Source organism: Flavobacteriales bacterium (assembly GCA_025210805.1).
Taxonomy (GTDB): Bacteria; Bacteroidota; Bacteroidia; order Flavobacteriales; family CAJXXR01; genus JAOAQX01.
This window is the reverse complement of sequence record JAOAQX010000003.1, coordinates 74,318-91,765: the sequence shown is the minus strand read 5'-3', so window position 1 is coordinate 91,765 and position 17,448 is coordinate 74,318. Positions and strand designations below refer to the sequence as shown.

At 33.9% G+C, this 17,448-nt stretch carries 17 protein-coding genes; 13 read left to right on the top strand and 4 right to left on the bottom strand.

What is annotated here, in order from left to right; translation table 11 throughout:
• Positions 1-71: 71 nt before the first annotated feature.
• From N4A45_01015 to murI, 3 genes are read right to left on the bottom strand one after another with little or no spacing between them, the layout of a single operon-like run.
• Positions 72-2,108, bottom strand: a complete 2,037-nt coding sequence (locus N4A45_01015) for a M3 family metallopeptidase (GenBank protein MCT4663795.1) — start codon at positions 2,106-2,108, stop codon at positions 72-74.
• Positions 2,109-2,118: 10 nt separating this feature from the next.
• Entirely contained in the window at positions 2,119-2,898 is a 780-nt protein-coding gene (locus N4A45_01010; protein MCT4663794.1) for an exodeoxyribonuclease III, read from the bottom strand.
• Positions 2,880-3,689, bottom strand: a complete 810-nt coding sequence (gene murI, locus N4A45_01005) for a glutamate racemase (protein ID MCT4663793.1) — start codon at positions 3,687-3,689, stop codon at positions 2,880-2,882. The genes N4A45_01010 and murI overlap by 19 nt, the downstream gene beginning before the upstream one ends.
• 219 nt (positions 3,690-3,908) lie before the next feature.
• Here murI and crtI point away from each other — a divergent pair, with 219 nt between their 5' ends.
• From crtI to N4A45_00945, 12 genes are all read left to right on the top strand, one after another.
• On the top strand, positions 3,909-5,417 hold the full coding sequence (gene crtI / locus N4A45_01000; GenBank protein MCT4663792.1) for a phytoene desaturase family protein: 1,509 nt from the start codon (positions 3,909-3,911) through the stop codon (positions 5,415-5,417).
• A complete protein-coding gene (locus N4A45_00995; GenBank protein ID MCT4663791.1) occupies positions 5,401-6,240 on the top strand; it encodes a phytoene/squalene synthase family protein in 840 nt (279 codons plus the stop codon). Before crtI ends, N4A45_00995 begins: the two co-directional genes overlap by 17 nt.
• Positions 6,237-6,653: a hypothetical protein gene (locus tag N4A45_00990; GenBank protein MCT4663790.1), complete on the top strand. Its 417-nt coding sequence runs from the start codon at positions 6,237-6,239 to the stop codon at positions 6,651-6,653. Before N4A45_00995 ends, N4A45_00990 begins: the two co-directional genes overlap by 4 nt.
• Before the next feature lie 4 nt (positions 6,654-6,657).
• On the top strand, positions 6,658-7,113 hold the full coding sequence (locus N4A45_00985) for a sterol desaturase family protein (protein ID MCT4663789.1): 456 nt from the start codon (positions 6,658-6,660) through the stop codon (positions 7,111-7,113).
• The gene (locus N4A45_00980; GenBank protein ID MCT4663788.1) at positions 7,110-7,787 is read left to right on the top strand and encodes a lycopene cyclase domain-containing protein; all 678 of its coding nucleotides are present in this window, start codon (positions 7,110-7,112) and stop codon (positions 7,785-7,787) included. Before N4A45_00985 ends, N4A45_00980 begins: the two co-directional genes overlap by 4 nt.
• Before the next feature lie 231 nt (positions 7,788-8,018).
• On the top strand, positions 8,019-8,309 hold the full coding sequence (locus N4A45_00975) for a hypothetical protein (GenBank protein ID MCT4663787.1): 291 nt from the start codon (positions 8,019-8,021) through the stop codon (positions 8,307-8,309).
• Positions 8,310-8,540: 231 nt separating this feature from the next.
• Positions 8,541-11,261, top strand: coding sequence for an insulinase family protein (locus tag N4A45_00970; protein MCT4663786.1), 2,721 nt, complete (start codon positions 8,541-8,543; stop codon positions 11,259-11,261).
• A gap of 97 nt (positions 11,262-11,358) precedes the next feature.
• Positions 11,359-11,610, top strand: coding sequence for a type B 50S ribosomal protein L31 (locus N4A45_00965; GenBank protein MCT4663785.1), 252 nt, complete (start codon positions 11,359-11,361; stop codon positions 11,608-11,610).
• 26 nt (positions 11,611-11,636) lie between these two features.
• On the top strand, positions 11,637-11,981 hold the full coding sequence (gene rpsF, locus N4A45_00960; GenBank protein ID MCT4663784.1) for a 30S ribosomal protein S6: 345 nt from the start codon (positions 11,637-11,639) through the stop codon (positions 11,979-11,981).
• A gap of 2 nt (positions 11,982-11,983) precedes the next feature.
• Positions 11,984-12,250, top strand: a complete 267-nt coding sequence (gene rpsR / locus N4A45_00955; GenBank protein MCT4663783.1) for a 30S ribosomal protein S18 — start codon at positions 11,984-11,986, stop codon at positions 12,248-12,250.
• Between the two features lie 14 nt (positions 12,251-12,264).
• A complete protein-coding gene (gene rplI, locus N4A45_00950; protein ID MCT4663782.1) occupies positions 12,265-12,720 on the top strand; it encodes a 50S ribosomal protein L9 in 456 nt (151 codons plus the stop codon).
• Between the two features lie 288 nt (positions 12,721-13,008).
• Entirely contained in the window at positions 13,009-14,553 is a 1,545-nt protein-coding gene (locus tag N4A45_00945; protein ID MCT4663781.1) for an aldehyde dehydrogenase family protein, read from the top strand.
• Positions 14,554-14,628: 75 nt separating this feature from the next.
• Here N4A45_00945 and yidD read toward each other — a convergent pair whose 3' ends face one another.
• A complete protein-coding gene (gene yidD / locus N4A45_00940; GenBank protein MCT4663780.1) occupies positions 14,629-14,883 on the bottom strand; it encodes a membrane protein insertion efficiency factor YidD in 255 nt (84 codons plus the stop codon).
• Between the two features lie 117 nt (positions 14,884-15,000).
• On the opposite strand from yidD, the gene pheT reads away from it, so the two are divergent.
• Positions 15,001-17,442 (top strand): phenylalanine--tRNA ligase subunit beta, encoded by a 2,442-nt coding sequence (pheT, locus tag N4A45_00935; GenBank protein ID MCT4663779.1) that lies wholly within the window; start codon positions 15,001-15,003, stop codon positions 17,440-17,442.
• Positions 17,443-17,448 lie beyond the last annotated feature (6 nt).

The following is a 17,448-nucleotide window of genomic DNA, read 5'->3' as shown; positions in this document are numbered from 1 at the left end:
AACTCAAAACTATGGAAACATCTTGTGAAGATTGCTGCTAATGATCGATTGTCACGGTTTTTGTCCAATGCTTATTTTTCTTGTAATCCAGCTCTTTTTAGCAATGCTACACTAGATGGTTCTTGACCTCTAAACCTTTTGTAGAGTGTCATTGGAGGTTCTGTACCACCTTTTTCAAGAATATTTTCTTTAAACAATTGAGAAACGTCTTTATTAAATATTCCTTTTTCTTTGAAAAATTCAAAAGCATCGGCATCCAAAACTTCTGCCCATTTATAGGAATAATATCCAGATGAATACCCTCCTTGGAAAATATGTGAAAAAGCAGTGCTCATTAGTGTTTTAGAATTATAAGGATACAACTGTGTAGAAGAGAAAGCTTCTTTTTCTATTTCCTCAACCGTTTTATTTTCAGGTTTTAAGAAATGCCAAGTCATATCTAAGAATCCGAAACTTAATTGCCTAACAGTTTTCATTCCTTCCATAAAGGTAGCAGATTCTTTAATTTTTTCTACTAGATCAAAAGGAATTGGTTCTTTTGTTTGATAATGAAAAGCTATTTTATCGAGCATTTCCTTTTCATAACACCAGTTTTCTAGCATTTGAGAGGGAAGTTCTACAAAATCCCAAAATACATTGGTTCCAGATAAACTTGGGTACTCAGTATTAGCAAGCATCCCATGGAGGGCATGTCCAAATTCGTGAAAGAGTGTTGTAAACTCATTGAAGGTTAATAAAGAAGGTGTTTCACCAGTAGGCGGGGTGAAATTACACACAATAGACACGTGAGGTCTTGAGTTCTCACCGTTCTTTTTCCATTGATTTTTATATGAAGTCATCCATGCTCCTTGTCTTTTTCCAGGTCTTGGGAAATAATCTGTGTAAAACACAGAAACGAATTCCCCATCTTTGTTAAAAACCTCATAAGCATTCACGTCTTGATGATAAGTAGTTATATTTTCTTGGAGTTCAAATTTTAGATCAAAAAGTGTTTCTGCTAAGTAAAACATTCCTTTTTCACATTGTTCGAGTGGTAAAAAAGGCTTTAGGGCTTCTTCATCAAAATCAAATTTTTCTTGTTTGAGTTTTTCAGTATAATAAGCACCATCCCAAGACTGAAAATCTTTTATTCCATCTGTTTTCTCAGCAAAAGATTGCAATTCTTTAAATTCCTTATTTGCAAATGGCATTGATTTAGATTTTAAATCATCTAAGAAATTCATTACGTTTTCTGGCGTCTCAGCCATGCGTTCCTCTAAAACAAAGTGTGCATGAGATTCGTAGCCTAGTAATTCAGCTCTTTTATGTCTGAGGGAAACGATTTTTTGAATATGTTTTCTGTTGTCAAATTCATTGTCTCCAAAAGCCCTTTGTCCAAAGGCTAAAGCAAGTTTTTTTCTAAGATCTCTGTTATTCGCATACGTCATAAAAGGAATATACGAGGGGTAATCTAAGGTAATTAACCATTGATCTTTTTTACCTTTTTGCTCTGCCATCATTTTTGCTGTGGCAATCGCTTGTTTTGGTAATCCATCAAGATCATTTTCATGATCTATCCAAAGTTCAAAGGCATTGCTAGATGCTAAAACATTTTCTCCAAAAGTGAGTTTTGTTTTTGCCAGTTCTTTATCTATCGTTCTAAGCTGTTCTTTGTCGCTCTCATTCAATAATGCCCCATTTCTTACAAAAGATTTGTAACGCTGGTTTAGTAAAGTCTTTTTTTCTTCGCAAAGTTCCTTTTGATTCGTGTTTTCAAAGACTATTTTTATTCTTCCAAATAGTTTTTCGCTTAAATTAATATCATTGCCAAAATCTGTGAGAAGAGGAGATATTTCTTGAGCTATTTTCTGAATTTCCTCATTTGTTTCGGCACTATTTAGGTTGAAGAAAATAGACGAAATTCTGTCTAATTGCATTCCTGCAAATTCTAAAGCTTCTATGGTGTTTTCAAAAGTAGGAGCTTCCTCATTATTTTCAATGAATTTAATGTCTGCTTTTGCTGCCTTTATTGCTTCATGAAAAGCAGGAATAAAATGTTCATTTTTAATTAAATCAAATGCAGGGGTATCATGAAGAGTCTGCGTTTTATGTAATAATGGATTATTCATGGTTGTTTGCTTAAAATTCTAGTTCAATTTCTACTGGGCAATGATCGCTGTGTACGACTTCTGTTCTTATTTTTGCTTCTTTAAGGTGATTTACAAGTGTGTTTGCTACCATCCAATAATCAATTCGCCAGCCTTTGTTTCTTGATCGGGCAGCCATTCTATAAGTCCACCAAGAGTAAGCATCCAAGGTATCAGGATTTAGATATCGGAAACTATCGATCATTTTAGTTTTCTCCATAAAAGTGCTCACCCACTCCCGTTCTTCAGGAAGAAAACCTGAAGTCTTTTTATTGGTTTTTGGGTTATGAATATCTATTTCGGTATGACAGATATTAAAATCTCCACCTATTAATAAATTTGGAACATCTTTTAAAAGTTCTTGAATATATTGTAGGAAAAGATCCAAGAATCTCATTTTAAAGGTCTGCCTTTCTGCTCCACTACTCCCAGAGGGAATATAAACGCTCATTACTGAAAAATGCTCATAATCTGCACGAATAATTCTTCCTTCAAAATCTATTTCTGGAATCCCGCTTCCATATTCCACATGTTTTGGGATTTCTTTAGAGCAGATTGCCACACCACTATAGCCTTTCTTTTGAGCGGAATGACTGTACACATGATATCCTAGTTTTTCAAGATCTTCTTTTGGTATTTGTTCATCTTGTGCTTTAGTTTCTTGAATACAAAAAACATTTGGTTGGTCTTCATCAAGCCAATCAATAAGACCTTTTTTTACGGCAGCTCGAATTCCGTTGAGATTGTAGGAGCTTATTTTAAATCTTCCCATAAGTCGTATTCTTCAAAGTGAATGGTTTGTTTAAAAAATATTTTAGCACTTTCTTCAAAGCTTTTTGTATAGAGTGAAACATAAAAATGAGAACTTTCATGTTCTTGATCTGCTAAAATATCTCTTTCTTCTAAGTGTCTTTTTACTTCATGTGCCACTATTTGTGGAGAGTCTATTATTTCTTTTTCATAATGATAATAGCCCGCAATTTCATCATGAATTAATGGGTAATGCGTACAACCTAAAATGATTGTATCAGTATTTTTTAAGTTTTCATCACTTAAATACTCCTCAATAATTGCATTAGATACATTTTTGGAAGCAAAATTCTCCTCAATCATTTGTGCAAAAAGAGGAGTCGCTTTCTCATAACATAAATGTTGCGGAGTTAATTTTTTGATATAATTTGAATAAATCTTGGATCCAATAGTGGCTTTTGTTCCTAAGATTCCGATATTTTTTTGTGAAGAATTTTTAAGGCTCATTACCACAGGTTCAATAACAGAAATAATCGGTAATTGATTTCCATAGAGTTTTTTTAGCGGTTCAAACACTACAGAAGATGCAGAATTACAAGCAATGATGATTGCTTTACAATCTTTGGAAATCAAAAATTCTGTAATTTTTTTCGAATAAGCCAAAATAGCCGCACCAGATTTTTCGCCATAAGGCAAGTGAGCAGTATCTCCAAAATAAATAAAATGCTCTTGGGGCATGAGGTCTTGAATTGCCTTAGCAACTGTGAGTCCTCCAATACCAGAGTCAAATATCCCAATGGGTTTATTTTTCATATAAAATGATGGGTTCAATTAAGTATCAAAGATGAGAAAAAAAGCTAAACCAGTGAGTGATTTGTTTTGATTTTCTTATGCTTTCCCACTCAGATCATAGAGGAAATGTACATGGGAATGGTTTTGTCAAAATACGCAAAGAAAGATTTTTTGTATCTCATCGAAAAATAGAATGATTATTTAAAATTGTTACGTATATTTGATAATAAACGTAACAGAATGCAGAAGGTAATTATAATAGGTGCAGGCTTTTCTTCTCTATCTACAGCTTGTTACCTTGCTAAAGAGGGTTATCAGGTTACTGTGTTTGAAAAGCAAAACTATGTAGGCGGAAGAGCAAGGCAATTGAAAAAGGAAGGGTTCACCTTTGATATGGGACCTACTTTCTATTGGATGCCAGATGTATTTGATGCGTTTTTTGAAGATTTCGGACGAAGCACAAATGATTTTTATGAACTCAATAAGCTCGCAACAGCTTATCGAGTGATTTTTGAAAATGAAGAAGTTATAGACATTGAAGATCACTTAGATAAAATTGCCCAAAAATTTGAAGAAATTGAAAAGGGTAGTGGAGCGAAGCTTAAGAAATTTATTGCTAAAGCAAAAGAAAACTATGAATTAGCAATCCAGGATTTAGTATATCAACCTGGGGAAAATTTATTCGAAATTATCAATGGTAAAACGGCAACGAAATTACCTCTTTTTATTCAGACAATTGCCAAGCAAGTGTCTCAAGTGGTCCAAGATGAGAAATTAAGGATGATCTTACAATTTCCAATTCTTTTTTTAGGAGCCACGCCCAAAACAACGCCTAGTTTTTACAATTTTATGAACTATGCAGATTTTGGATTAGGAACTTGGTATCCTGAAGGAGGAATGTATGAAGTTGCTCAAGGAATGTACAGACTAGCAAAAGATTTAAACGTCAAGTTTATTTTAAATGCACAAGTCAATCAAATCCTTGAAAAAAAAGGAAAAGCCATTGGGATTTCATTAAAAGATGAAAGTGTTTTTTATGCAGATATTATCATTAGCGGAGCCGATTATCATTTTACGGAACAAATAATTCCTAAAAAATTTCGCCAGTATTCCGATGCTTATTGGAGAAATAAAACATTCGCACCTTCGGCTCTGTTATTTTATGTTGGTTTTAAAGCTAAATTGCCTAACTTAGAACATCATACTTTGTTTTTTGATACGGATTTTGACGAGCATATTCAGAGTATATATGGGAATCCATCTTGGCCAAAATCGCCTTTGTTTTACGCGAGTTTTCCTAGTATTTCAGATTCCACAGTAGCACCCGAAGGTAATGAAGCTGGTATTTTTCTTATTCCTTTAGCAACCCACCTAGATGGAGATGACGAAAGCACAAGAAAAACATATTTACATAAAATTTTAGCGAGGCTATCAAAACAAGTAGGAAGGGATTTAAAAGAAGAAATTCTTTTTTATGAATCTTTCTGTGTTAAAGAATTTAAAGAGGAATACTCCTCTTATGGCGGAAACGCTTATGGACTCGCAAATACACTTATGCAAACACATATTTTGCGACCAAAACTCAAAAGCAAAAAACTCAAGAACCTTTTCTTTACAGGGCAATTAACTGTACCTGGTCCTGGAGTTCCACCAGCGATAATCTCAGGAAAAGTTGTAGCAAGTTTAGTACAAAAATATCATCCAAATATAACCAACCATAAAATAGAGAACCATGAAAGAACTGTTTGACGAATCTTCATTAAAAATAAGTAAAATAGTTACCAATACCTATTCTACAAGTTTTTCTATGGCTAGTAGATTACTTTCTCCAAGAGTAAGAAAGGCAATTTATGCCATTTATGGTTTCGTTAGATATGCCGATGAAATTGTAGATAGTTTCGATGGTTTTCCACAAGCCGAAATGCTCCAAGAGTTTAGGGAAGAGTTTTACAGAGCACAAAAGAGAAAGATAAGTATCAATCCTGTGATACATGCTTTTGTAAAAGTCTATGATCAGTATCAATTAGATTTGGAAATGGTGAATGCTTTTCTAGATTCCATGGAAATGGATCTCTCTAAAAGTAATTACCAAAGCGTTTCGGCTTATAATACCTATATTTATGGTTCAGCCGATGTGGTGGGGCTAATGTGTTTGAAGGTATTTGTAAATGGGGATTCGGAGCAATATGAACGACTCAAAGAATCTTCCATGAAGTTGGGGTCGGCTTTTCAAAAAGTTAATTTTCTTAGAGATCTAAGAGATGATCAAGACCGATTAAACCGTTCTTATTTTCCTACGGTTAACTTTGATCAATTGAGCTCAGAGCAGAAAAACGAAATTATCGATGAGATAGAAGCTGATTTTACACATGCTTTTGAGGGAATTAAAAATCTACCTTTTGAAGCCAGATTAGGAGTCTACACCGCCTATAGATATTATAGAAAACTTCTGAGGAAAATAAAAAAAGTAGAAGCTTCTAGGATTTTGGAGGCAAGAATACGCGTATCGAATACCGATAAAGTAATTATTGCAAGTAAAGCTTTTTTAAGACACCAATTTAATTTGATATGAAGTATCTCATTTTAGTCTTCTATTTTGTAGTGTATAATAGCTTTTCTCAAGATTTTGTGAAAGAATTCCATCAGCTATCTTCTAAGGCAGAAGAGGAAGTGTATATCCTTAAATATCAAGGTAAATCTATATCTCACAAGGCATTTGTTCTATCATTAGAGATGAAAAAAGCTGAATATACCTGGCAACCTTGGAAAAAATGGGCTATTTTTATATCGGAGAAAAACAAGCTGGAATCTTTAATACAGCAAAATCCAGAAAATATTTATTTACGATATATCCGATTTTTGATTCAGCAAAAAGTCCCTAAAATCGTTGGTTATCGATCAAACCTAGAAGAAGATAAAGAGATGATTAGCCGTTTTCTTCAACAAGATAAGGAAAACGAATTGGCGAAATATTTTAAAATATAAACTTATGATTTGGCTTTTTATAGGAATAACATTAATTACTTTCTTGATCATGGAAGGTATAACATGGTTCACTCATAAATATGTGATGCATGGTTTTTTATGGTATCTGCATGAGGATCATCATCAGCCACAGTATCAAGGAGTGTTCGAAAAAAACGATTTATTCTTTGTTATTTTTGCTATACCCAGTATCTTATTGTTTTACTTTGGGCTAGAGCCCGAAATCAATTATCGTTTTTTTATTGGACTAGGAATTCTATTATATGGAATTGCTTATTTTTTAGTTCACGATATTATGATTCATGGGCGTTTCCCTTGGCTTAAACACACCACAAACAAATACTTTCAGGGTTTAAGAAAAGGACATAGAATGCATCACAAGCATATTGAAAAGGAGGATGGAGAATGCTTTGGGATGCTTATGGTCCCTTTTAAATATTTTAAGAAAAAGAAAGAATGAACCAATGGTTGTACTTATTGCTCAATATAGGATCATTTAGTATTCCTTTTTTATACTCTTTTCATCCCAGAATGCGGTTTATCCAAAACTGGAAAGCAATTCTGTGCTCCACAACAATAATTGCATTTATTTTTATTATTTGGGATGCAATTTTTGTTAAAATGGGTATTTGGGGATTTAATCAAGACTATCATTTGCCTTTGCATATTCTTGGTTTACCATTAGAAGAATGGCTGTTTTTCTTCTGTATTCCTTATGCCAGTTTGTTTATCTACTTTTCTCTAGAATATTATTTCCCAAAACTGATATTGTCTAAAAAAACGGTAGATATCGTTCATTTTCTTTTAGTAGCAGTAGGTTTATTTCTATTATTAAAAGGGTGGGATAAATGGTACACTAGAATTGACATGATATTTTTTATAATTTCTCTAATGATTACCAAGAGGTATTTAAACAGATTTTTACTCGCTTTTCTAGTGATTTTGATTCCCTTTTTTGTGGTAAATGGAATTCTTACAGGAACTGGTTTGCCAGAACCAGTAGTATGGTATCATTCTAAAGAATTTTTGGGAATGAGAATAGGAACGATCCCTTTTGAAGATGTCTTTTATGCTTTTTCTATGTTGTATTCTAATTTAGTTTTGTTTCATTATTTCAAAAAACGCTTTATATAAGAAATTGTGCCATTTGTGGTGTTGATTTACTTAGCGGTATTAAAATAACAAAATTAAATTTTCGTTTAACGGTCTTTAATCATCTTTTAAAGGATTCTTTTTGCTGTTTTTTGGTTCTGGTAGTGAAAATATTTGTTAAAACATTTATGTTTTAGTGTTTTAAAAATGAGTTGTTTGTATTTTTGGCATGCTGTTTGTTTTATAGCTGATGGGGAAACAAATAAACTTATCATGAAAACTGAGTTAACAATCATTAAGCTAAGAAAATTGGATGCTGAAAAAGTAAAATTTCAGCAAGTGAAGAAATTTTTGGGTAATTTTATTGGAATGCTTGTGCCTATTGTTAATATCAATATGGCACCAAACCTTTCTGAAATTTGGATCGCAGTGGAGAATGAACATGTACCCTTTTTAAAACAATTGCTTTCGAGCAGTTCATTCTTTAACGGATACGAAATTCAGCAACTCGAATTGAACAAAAGGAACATTCCATTTGTTGAACTCAATTTTTCGATGAATTAGGAGTCTTTCTCATAATAAGGTTAATTAATGCAAGAAGGTGTTTTAGAAATAAAACACCTTTTTGTTTGTGAAATATTTTGGGCTCTAAAAGATTCCCAAATTGAAGAATTCAAATTAACTTACCTTTTCAAAAAAGATATTTCAGTCGTCAATAATCGATTGAGATATTCCATTAAAAACCAAAAACCTTATCTTTGGTTTTCCTAAAATCCATGCTAATAGAATTTGATTATGATCAGAAAATTATTTGCGATAACAATTTTAACTTTTTTGAGCATTATACCAGTATTTGCCCAAGCAAATTTGTTTGAAAGTCAAGAAAAAAATTATCAAGCTCATATACCATTTAAACGATATGAGTTACCCAATGGTTTGAGTGTAATTATACATGAAAATTCCGCCTTTGGAAATCTTGTCCAAGTGGGTGTGCATTTTCACGCAGGAACGTCTAGCGATCCTGCAAATCTCAAGGGAATCGCTCAACAAACCTTTGAATCCATGAAACAAGGTTCAAAGAATTTTAATAAAAGGGAAATAGAAAGTACCCTTTTGCAAGTAGGAGGAAAATCTCATCATTACCAAACAAAAGATTATACTTCCTTTAATTCATTTGTCCCATCTCAAGCACTCGAAAATATTTTACAAATTGAAGCTGACAGGTGGAAAAATGCACAGAGTAAATTGGCGAAAAAGCCAATAGAAAACACTTCGTATTTACCTAAAGACTTTTACCCAAAAAATCACCCATATTTTTCGGAACCAAATAAAAGATTATACGCTGAATCTGAAATAAAAAAACACAAAGCAAGATGGTTTGGTGCCAATAATGCTGTGATTACAATAGTAGGAAATGTCTCGTATCAACAAGCATTAGGCTGGGTGGAATATTATTTTTCTGAACTTCCAAAAGGAACCCCTTATTTCAAGAGAAATCAAATACCGATGAGGTATATTGAGGATCAAATATTTATCACAAGTTCTAAAAATAAATACCAAAGTTTTACCGTACTAGCACCCACAGAAGATCAAGCCTCCGAAGATGCCTTGGCATTGGAAGGACTTGCTTATGTGTTGGTAGATTATGCAAAAAGCGATTTAAAAAATAGGGTATTGGATAAAGGATTTGCCTTTGAACTTGAAGTGAAAAGCGAAATTGATGAACTAGCAGGTGTTTTTGGAATCACTTTTAAAGTCAGTAAAAATCGATCTTTGAAAGTTCTCGAACCCATGTTTAAAGCAAGTATAATGAGTTTTCAGCAATATGGAACATCTTTAGAAGCATTGGAAGTATTCAAGAAAAACCATGGATTAGATCTCCTAAAAAACAAGGAAAGTATTCCTAGTATTTCGAAAGCTTTGGCAGAGGGATACCTGTTTTATAAAAATCCTAACCATTTGCAAGAGCGTTATGAAAAGTTGCAACATATCCGACCTTCACAAATAGATAATGCTGCAGAGAAATACCTACGAAAAGTCCTTTTTCATGTAGATTATGGAATAAATACTAAGGAAAACTGGAGTGGTGTTTCACGTTTTAGAAAGCCCAAAGCACTAAAAGTATACAATGCAAATGGAAACTACAAAAAGGACTGGAAAATAGAATCTTCAAAAATTGATAAAACCACGGCAATTCAGCTTCCTGAGATCGAAAACGAGTTTAAATACCCACTGTATCACAAAAAATGGAAAAATGGAGCAAAAATTATCGGTTCAACCAATAGAGCTTCTCAAGTAAATAGAATCGATATTTTGATTCCAGCGGGTAAAAAATTTGAACAAGAAAATAATTTTGGAGCAAGTGAAATACTCGCAAAAATGATTGCTGGTGGAAGTATTTCTTTAGATCGGATAGATTATGAAAATATTTTACAAACAGTGGGTGCAAAGCTAGAAATAAGTAGCGATTTTCATTTTATAAGATTCCGACTTGTGTGTCCTGAAAAAGCAACACAAACCGCTATAGAAACCCTGCTTCATTTACTTATACAGCCACATTTGACAGAGAAAAAACTCATTGATTTAAAGCAAGTAGTTCACTCTGCAGATGTATTGGATATTAATTCTCTAAAACAGTTTCATAGACAATATTTCGGAACTGATGGGATGATTGTTGCCTATACAGGGAGATTGCCATTTAAAGCTTATGCAAAGGCTTTTCGAGGACTAGAAAAATGGAATGAAAAGAATACACTCTTAACAAAGGTAGATCAAGATATTCCTGCAAAACTTGCCTTGAAGAAAGAAACACATGCGCTTGAAACCAGCTTATCCATTTTGAGACAGAATCAAATCATTTGTCCAAAAACTTTCGCAAAATACTTGCAAGTAAATGGGCTAGGTTATCAAGACTGGAAAGTGGAAGCTAGAGAAAATGATCTTGTTTTTACTAAGCTTTCGAAACCATCCAACAAAACACTGGATAAAAATGTAGAGGTTTTTAAAAACTTGTTTAATCAAAAACACTTAGCAACTGATTCTGTGTTAATTAATGCTGTGAAAAATCAGCAAGCATTTGATTTCATTACTTTAGATGAGAAACTCAGTCAGTTGAGTAAATATGGAATGCTCAACTGGAAAACAAAGCATTATAAAAACTGGAAAAAAACATTGGCGAAAGCCAAAGTAGCAGAAATTGCAGAAGTGTATCAAAAGAATATGCGCCCAGAAAGAATGAATTGGACAATTTCTTTGCCCTTCTTTGATCTAAATGAATTAGAGAAAATCAAAAAGAACTATCAAAATACTTTTCCTGCTTTTAAAACAATAAAAATTCCCAAAACCCCAAGGAAGCATAAGGTGAAAACTCCTTTTGAAATGGGGAAATATGGAAAAAAACACTATCCAGTATTTAAGGGAAAAAGTTTTGATATTGCCTATAAAAAAGCCAAAAAGAAGCTCAAAGGAACCCAATATAGAACCTTTATTTACAAAGGCAAGATTTATAAACTCTAATAATCTGCCAGAAAATATAGCTCAAATAGGAGGTAAATTAGTTTGAAAAACAAAATAATATCCCTAAATTTGCAGACTTGAAAAAATCTTTCTAATCATGAAACAAGGAATACATCCAGAGAACTACCGCATGGTTTGTGTAAAAGATATGTCTAATGGAGAGACATTCATTACCAAGTCTTGCGCTGATGCGAAAGAGACAATTGAAATTGATGGAGTTGAGTATCCACTACTAAAGATGGAAATCACTTCTGCATCACATCCATTCTACACAGGAAAATCTAAAGTGGTTGATACTGCAGGTAGAATCGATAAGTTCAAGAGTCGATACGCAAAGTTTAAGAAGTAATTTGTTAAAAAGAAAAAACAAAAGTTATGAACAACTACGAAACTGTTTTCATTCTGAATCCCGTTTTGTCTGAAGAACAGGCAAAGGAAACAGTAAGTAAGTTTACAGGTCTTTTGGAATCCAACGGAGCCGAAATTGTAAACTTAGAGAGTTGGGGGCTTAGAAAATTAGCTTACCCGATCCAAAAAAAGAGTACAGGATTTTACCACTTGGTAGAGTTCAAGGTAGATCCAGCATTTATCTCAAAATTCGAAGTAGAATTCAAACGTGATGAGCGCATCATGAGATTTCTTACTGTGAAGCAAGATAAGTATGCACAAGCCTACTCACAACAAAGAAGAGATAAATTATCAAACGCTAAAAAATCTTAATTATGGCTCAAGGAGATGTAAGATACCTTACGCCGTTGGCAATTGATACGGGTAAGAGAAAAAAATACTGTCGTTTTAAAAGATCAGGAATTAAGTATGTGGATTATAAAGATCCAGATTTCTTATTGAAGTTCTTAAACGAGCAAGGTAAAATCCTTCCAAGAAGACTTACAGGTACTTCTTTGAAGTTTCAGAGAAAAGTTGCTAAGGCTGTAAAAAGAGCACGTCAAATCGCTCTATTACCTTATTTAACAGATTTATTGAAGTAAAAAACTAGAACGTTATGGAAATTATTTTGATAAAAGACGTAGCGAATCTAGGATTTGCTGACGATATCGTAAACGTAAAGAACGGTTACGGAAGAAACTTTCTAATTCCTCAAGGATTTGCAAAATTAGCTACTCCTAGTGCAAAAAAACAATTGGATGAAACTTTGAAGCAAAGAGCTTTTAAAGAACAAAAAATTGTTGCTGATGCTAAAGAAGTTGCTGAGAAAATCAAAGGATTGGAAGTAAAATTAACTGCCAAAGTAGCAAAAGGATCAAACAAACTTTTCGGATCTATTACAAATATTGATCTTGAGAAATTTTTATCAAACAATGGAATATCACTTGAGAAAAAGTTTATCTCTATCGTTGGTGGATCTATCAAAGCTCTTGGAAAATACACTGTAAAATACAGATGTCACCGTGAAGTGATTGTAGAATCTGCAGTAGAAATAGTAGCTGAAGCTGAATAATTATTCAGAAAGCACAATCATATTAAAAGCCTGATAGCAATTTTGTTATCAGGCTTTTTTTTTGTGTGAGTTTTGATGTTTTCGTGTATTGATTAAAAAATCTTCGCAATGAAATTTAATACATTAATAATCAACGGTATATTATTTTTAGTTCTCTTATAAAAAGCCCAATAATTAGGCTTTATTTCCATTAAGTATCAGATATCCATAAAAATGTCTTAGAAATCAACTAAATTTGTTGTTTCTGATTAAAAACTAACATTGCGAAAGCATAAACTTATAGAGATTATGAGTCAAGAAATAAACATGGAATCTGTACTAAAGGCACTAGGTTTGAAGGACAAAAATGATGGAACTTCAACAGGAAAAAACTTTAGTAACGAATCAAAAGAATACATAAAATCATATTCACCAGTAGATGGTAAATTAATCGGGGAGGTATCGGTAACTACCGCTGCTGAATACGAAAATGTAATCCAATCTACCCAAGAAGCTTTTAAATCTTGGAGAATGATGCCCGCACCAAAACGTGGAGAAATTGTACGTCAGTTTGGTGAAAAACTAAGAAAATATAAGGAACCTTTAGGGAAATTGGTTTCTTATGAAATGGGAAAATCTTACCAAGAAGGTTTAGGTGAAGTACAAGAGATGATTGATATCTGTGATTTTGCTACAGGACTTTCACGTCAGCTAAACGGTATCACAATCCATTCTGAAAGACCTATGCACCGTATGTATGACCAATATCATCCACTAGGAACAGTAGGAATCATTTCTGCTTTTAACTTCCCAGTTGCTGTTTGGGCTTGGAATACCGCTTTGGCTTGGATTTGTGGAGACGTTTGTGTTTGGAAGCCTTCAGAAAAAGCACCACTTTGTGGAGTTGCTTGTCAGAATATTTTCAATGAAGTATTGGAAGATAATAATCTGCCAGAAGGAATTTCATGTTTGGTAAATGGAGACTACAAAGTAGGAGAAATGATGACAAGCGATAAGCGTGTGCCATTAGTTTCTGCTACAGGATCTACGAGAATGGGACGTGCAGTAGGACAGGAAGTTGCAAAACGTTTTGGTAAAACCATTTTAGAACTTGGAGGAAACAATGCAATCATTGTAACACCAGATGCAGATCTTGAAATGACTATTGTAGGAGCTGTTTTTGGAGCTGTAGGAACAGCAGGACAACGTTGTACTTCTACACGTAGATTAATCATTCATGAATCAATTTTTGACAATGTAATCGAGAAAATGAAAGGAGCCTATAAACAATTGAAAATAGGAAATCCTTTGGATGAGAACAATCACGTAGGACCACTTATTGATGAGGCTGCGGTAGAAATGTATAATAATGCCATTGCAAAAGCAAAAGCCGAAGGTGGAAAAGTAATTGTAGATGGAGGAGTACTTGAAGGAAACGGATACGAAAGTGGATGTTATGTACAGCCTGCAATCATTGAAGCTAAAAACGAATTCCAGATTGTTCAAGACGAAACATTTGCCCCAATTCTTTATGTAATGAAATACTCAGAACTAGAAGAAGCAATTGCTATGCAAAATGACGTACCACAAGGATTGTCATCAGCGATTATGACAAACAATCTAAGAGAAGCGGAAAACTTCCTTTCTCACCAAGGATCAGATTGTGGAATTGCCAATGTAAATATCGGTACTTCAGGTGCAGAGATTGGAGGTGCCTTTGGAGGTGAAAAAGAAACAGGTGGAGGACGTGAGTCTGGATCAGATGCATGGAAAGCATATATGAGAAGACAAACAAATACGATTAACTACTCTACAGAATTACCACTTGCTCAAGGAATCAAATTCGATTTCTAAAAAGTAGTAAATCTTCAATAAAAAATAAGCCAAACACATCAATGTGTTTGGCTTTTTCTATTTTTACAAATCTTTCTACTTCTTTTTTCTAGCGCTTGATTCCTTTTTAGGTACAGGATCATAACCATGCCCACCCCAAGGGTGACAAGAAGAAATTCGCTTGATACCAAGATACAATCCCTTAAAAAGTCCCCACTCCTTTAAGGCATCAACCATGTATGAAGAACAAGTAGGATTATATCTACACGCCGAAGGAAAAATGGGAGAAATCATATATTGATATATTTTTACCAATACCAATACAGGAAAAATCAAAATACGGTTGATTATTTTCATGATACAAAGATGCTCATATTTTTCGGTTTGATAAGAAACAAAACACCCAAACAAAATCTATGTGCTTCTGATTTTTTGACTTAAATTTGCGAATCGCAAAAAGACGCAGATATGAAAATTGGTTATAATTGGCTTTCGCAATATATCGATATACAAATGCCTATCGATAAAATAGGTGAAATACTTACAGATATAGGATTAGAGGTTGAAGGAATCGAACAAATGGGAGGTTCTCAAACAGACTTTAGTAAAGTACTGGTAGGTGAAGTGGTCTCTTGTTCTCAGCACCCTAATGCTGATAAACTCAAGTGCTGTAAAGTACATGTGGGAGCAGAAGAACAATTATCTATTGTATGTGGTGCGCCTAATGTTGCCGAAGGACAAAAAGTAATGGTTGCCGTTCATGGTGCCGTTTTAATGCCAACGGGAGCCGAAAAACCTTTTAAAATCAAGAAAGGAAAAATAAGAGGAGAAGCTTCTCAAGGAATGATCTGTGCCTTAGATGAATTAGGTTTTGGAAACGATCATTCGGGAATTCATATCCTAGATTCCGATGCTGTAATTGGAGATTCTGTAAAAGCTTACCTTGACATTGATGAGGATGCCACAATCGAGATTGGGCTTACGCCAAACAGAGCCGATGCAATGTCTCATTTGGGTGTAGCACGAGATTTAAAAGCGTATTGCGAGTTGCACCAGATTCCATATACTTGGAAAGCAGAACATCTAGAGCCTATCCAAAATGAATTAGAAAAATTTCCGATAGAAGTACAATCCGACAAATGTTTCCGTTATGCGGGTCTTGTTGTAAAAAATGTACAGGTAGCGGCTTCACCAGAATGGCTAGTGAAAGCTTTAGCTTCTATTGGGATTAGTACAACCAATAATTTGGTGGATATTAGCAACTATGTCATGCATCACATTGGGCAACCTTTGCACTTTTTTGATGCCGATAAAATTGCTGGAGACAAAATAATTGTTCGTCAAGCAAAAGCAGGAGAAAAACTACTTACGCTTGATGAAAGAGAAATAGAATTAGTAGAAGAGGATTTAGTAATTTGCGATGAGCAAGATGCTATGTGTATAGCAGGAGTTATGGGTGGTATTCATTCTTCGGTTTCCGATTCTACTTCTTCTGTTTTTATAGAATCAGCCTATTTTGAGCCTGTTTCTGTAAGAAAATCAGCAAAAAGACACACATTCCATACCGATGCATCTTTTAGATTCGAAAGAGGAATCGATTTTAAAACCACACTAGATGGTGTGAGCTGGGCAGTAGAGCTTATTCAAGAAGTTTGTCCAGAAGCCGAAGTAATCAATAATCTTGAAGATATCGTTACTCAAGAAGTAAACGATTTCCAATTTGAGTTTTCATTGGATTATTGCCGAAAAATTATAGGGAAAAACCTAGCAAAAGAACAAATATTAGCCGCCTTGAAAGCATTAGATATCAAGGCAATTAAAAAGACAGAAGACCTTTATGAATTGAGTGTTCCAAGTTATCGAAATGACGTAACACGCCCAATTGATGTGGTTGAAGATGTACTAAGACTCGTTGGTTATAATTCTATTGAACTTCCTAGTCGTTTTCAAGTTTCATTGGAGATAGAAAATGGAGTAGATGAACATAAATTATACAACGATATAGCCAATTCTTTGGTAGCTGTGGGATACCACGAAGCCATGAATAATTCTCTTACAAAACAATCTTATAAAGGATTGATGGACGAATATAAAGCTGAGCAAGCTGTAGATATTCTCAATCCATTATCTCAAGATTTGGGAATATTAAGACAATCTATGCTCATGCCTTTGTTGGAAAATATTGCTTATAATTTTAATCATAAAAATGATTCTATTAAGCTTTTTGAGTTTGGAAAGACTTATGCCCAATACAATGGAAACTATGCTGAAAGTAAAATTCTAGCATTTGCATTAAGTGGGAATTATCGTACTCAGTCTTGGAATGAAGATAAAGAGAAGACACAATTTTTCCAATTAAAATCAGCGATTGAACTTGTGTTGGCGAAAACGGGATTAGCAGGGAAACTCAAGCAAAAAGAGCTCAAACATTCTGCAGCATTAGATGGAATTATCCTCAAATATAAAAAGACCAATATTGCTTCCATAATGATCGTGAACCCAAAAGTTGCTAAAGCTTGTGGACTCAAAAAAGAAGCTTTTTATGGAGAAATCTATTGGGATAATTTGGTGAAAATTATTGATGGGAAAATAGAATATGAAGCCGTAAGTAAATATCCAAATGTAAAGCGAGATCTAGCATTAGTGATGGATGAACAAGTGTCTTTTGGAGAAATCAAGTCTCTTGCGCTAGAGGTAGAAAAAAATATTCTTACTGAGGTGGAAATATTTGATGTTTACCGAGGTGAAAAATTAGAAACAGGAAAAAAATCTTATGCCATTAGTTTTACCTTCTTAGATAAAAACAAAACGCTGGTAGATAAGGTAGTAGATAAAGCCATTCTGAAAATTTATAGCCAATTACAAAAGAAATTTGGACTAGAACTAAGAGATGGAGAGTTAAAGGCTTAAAACTTA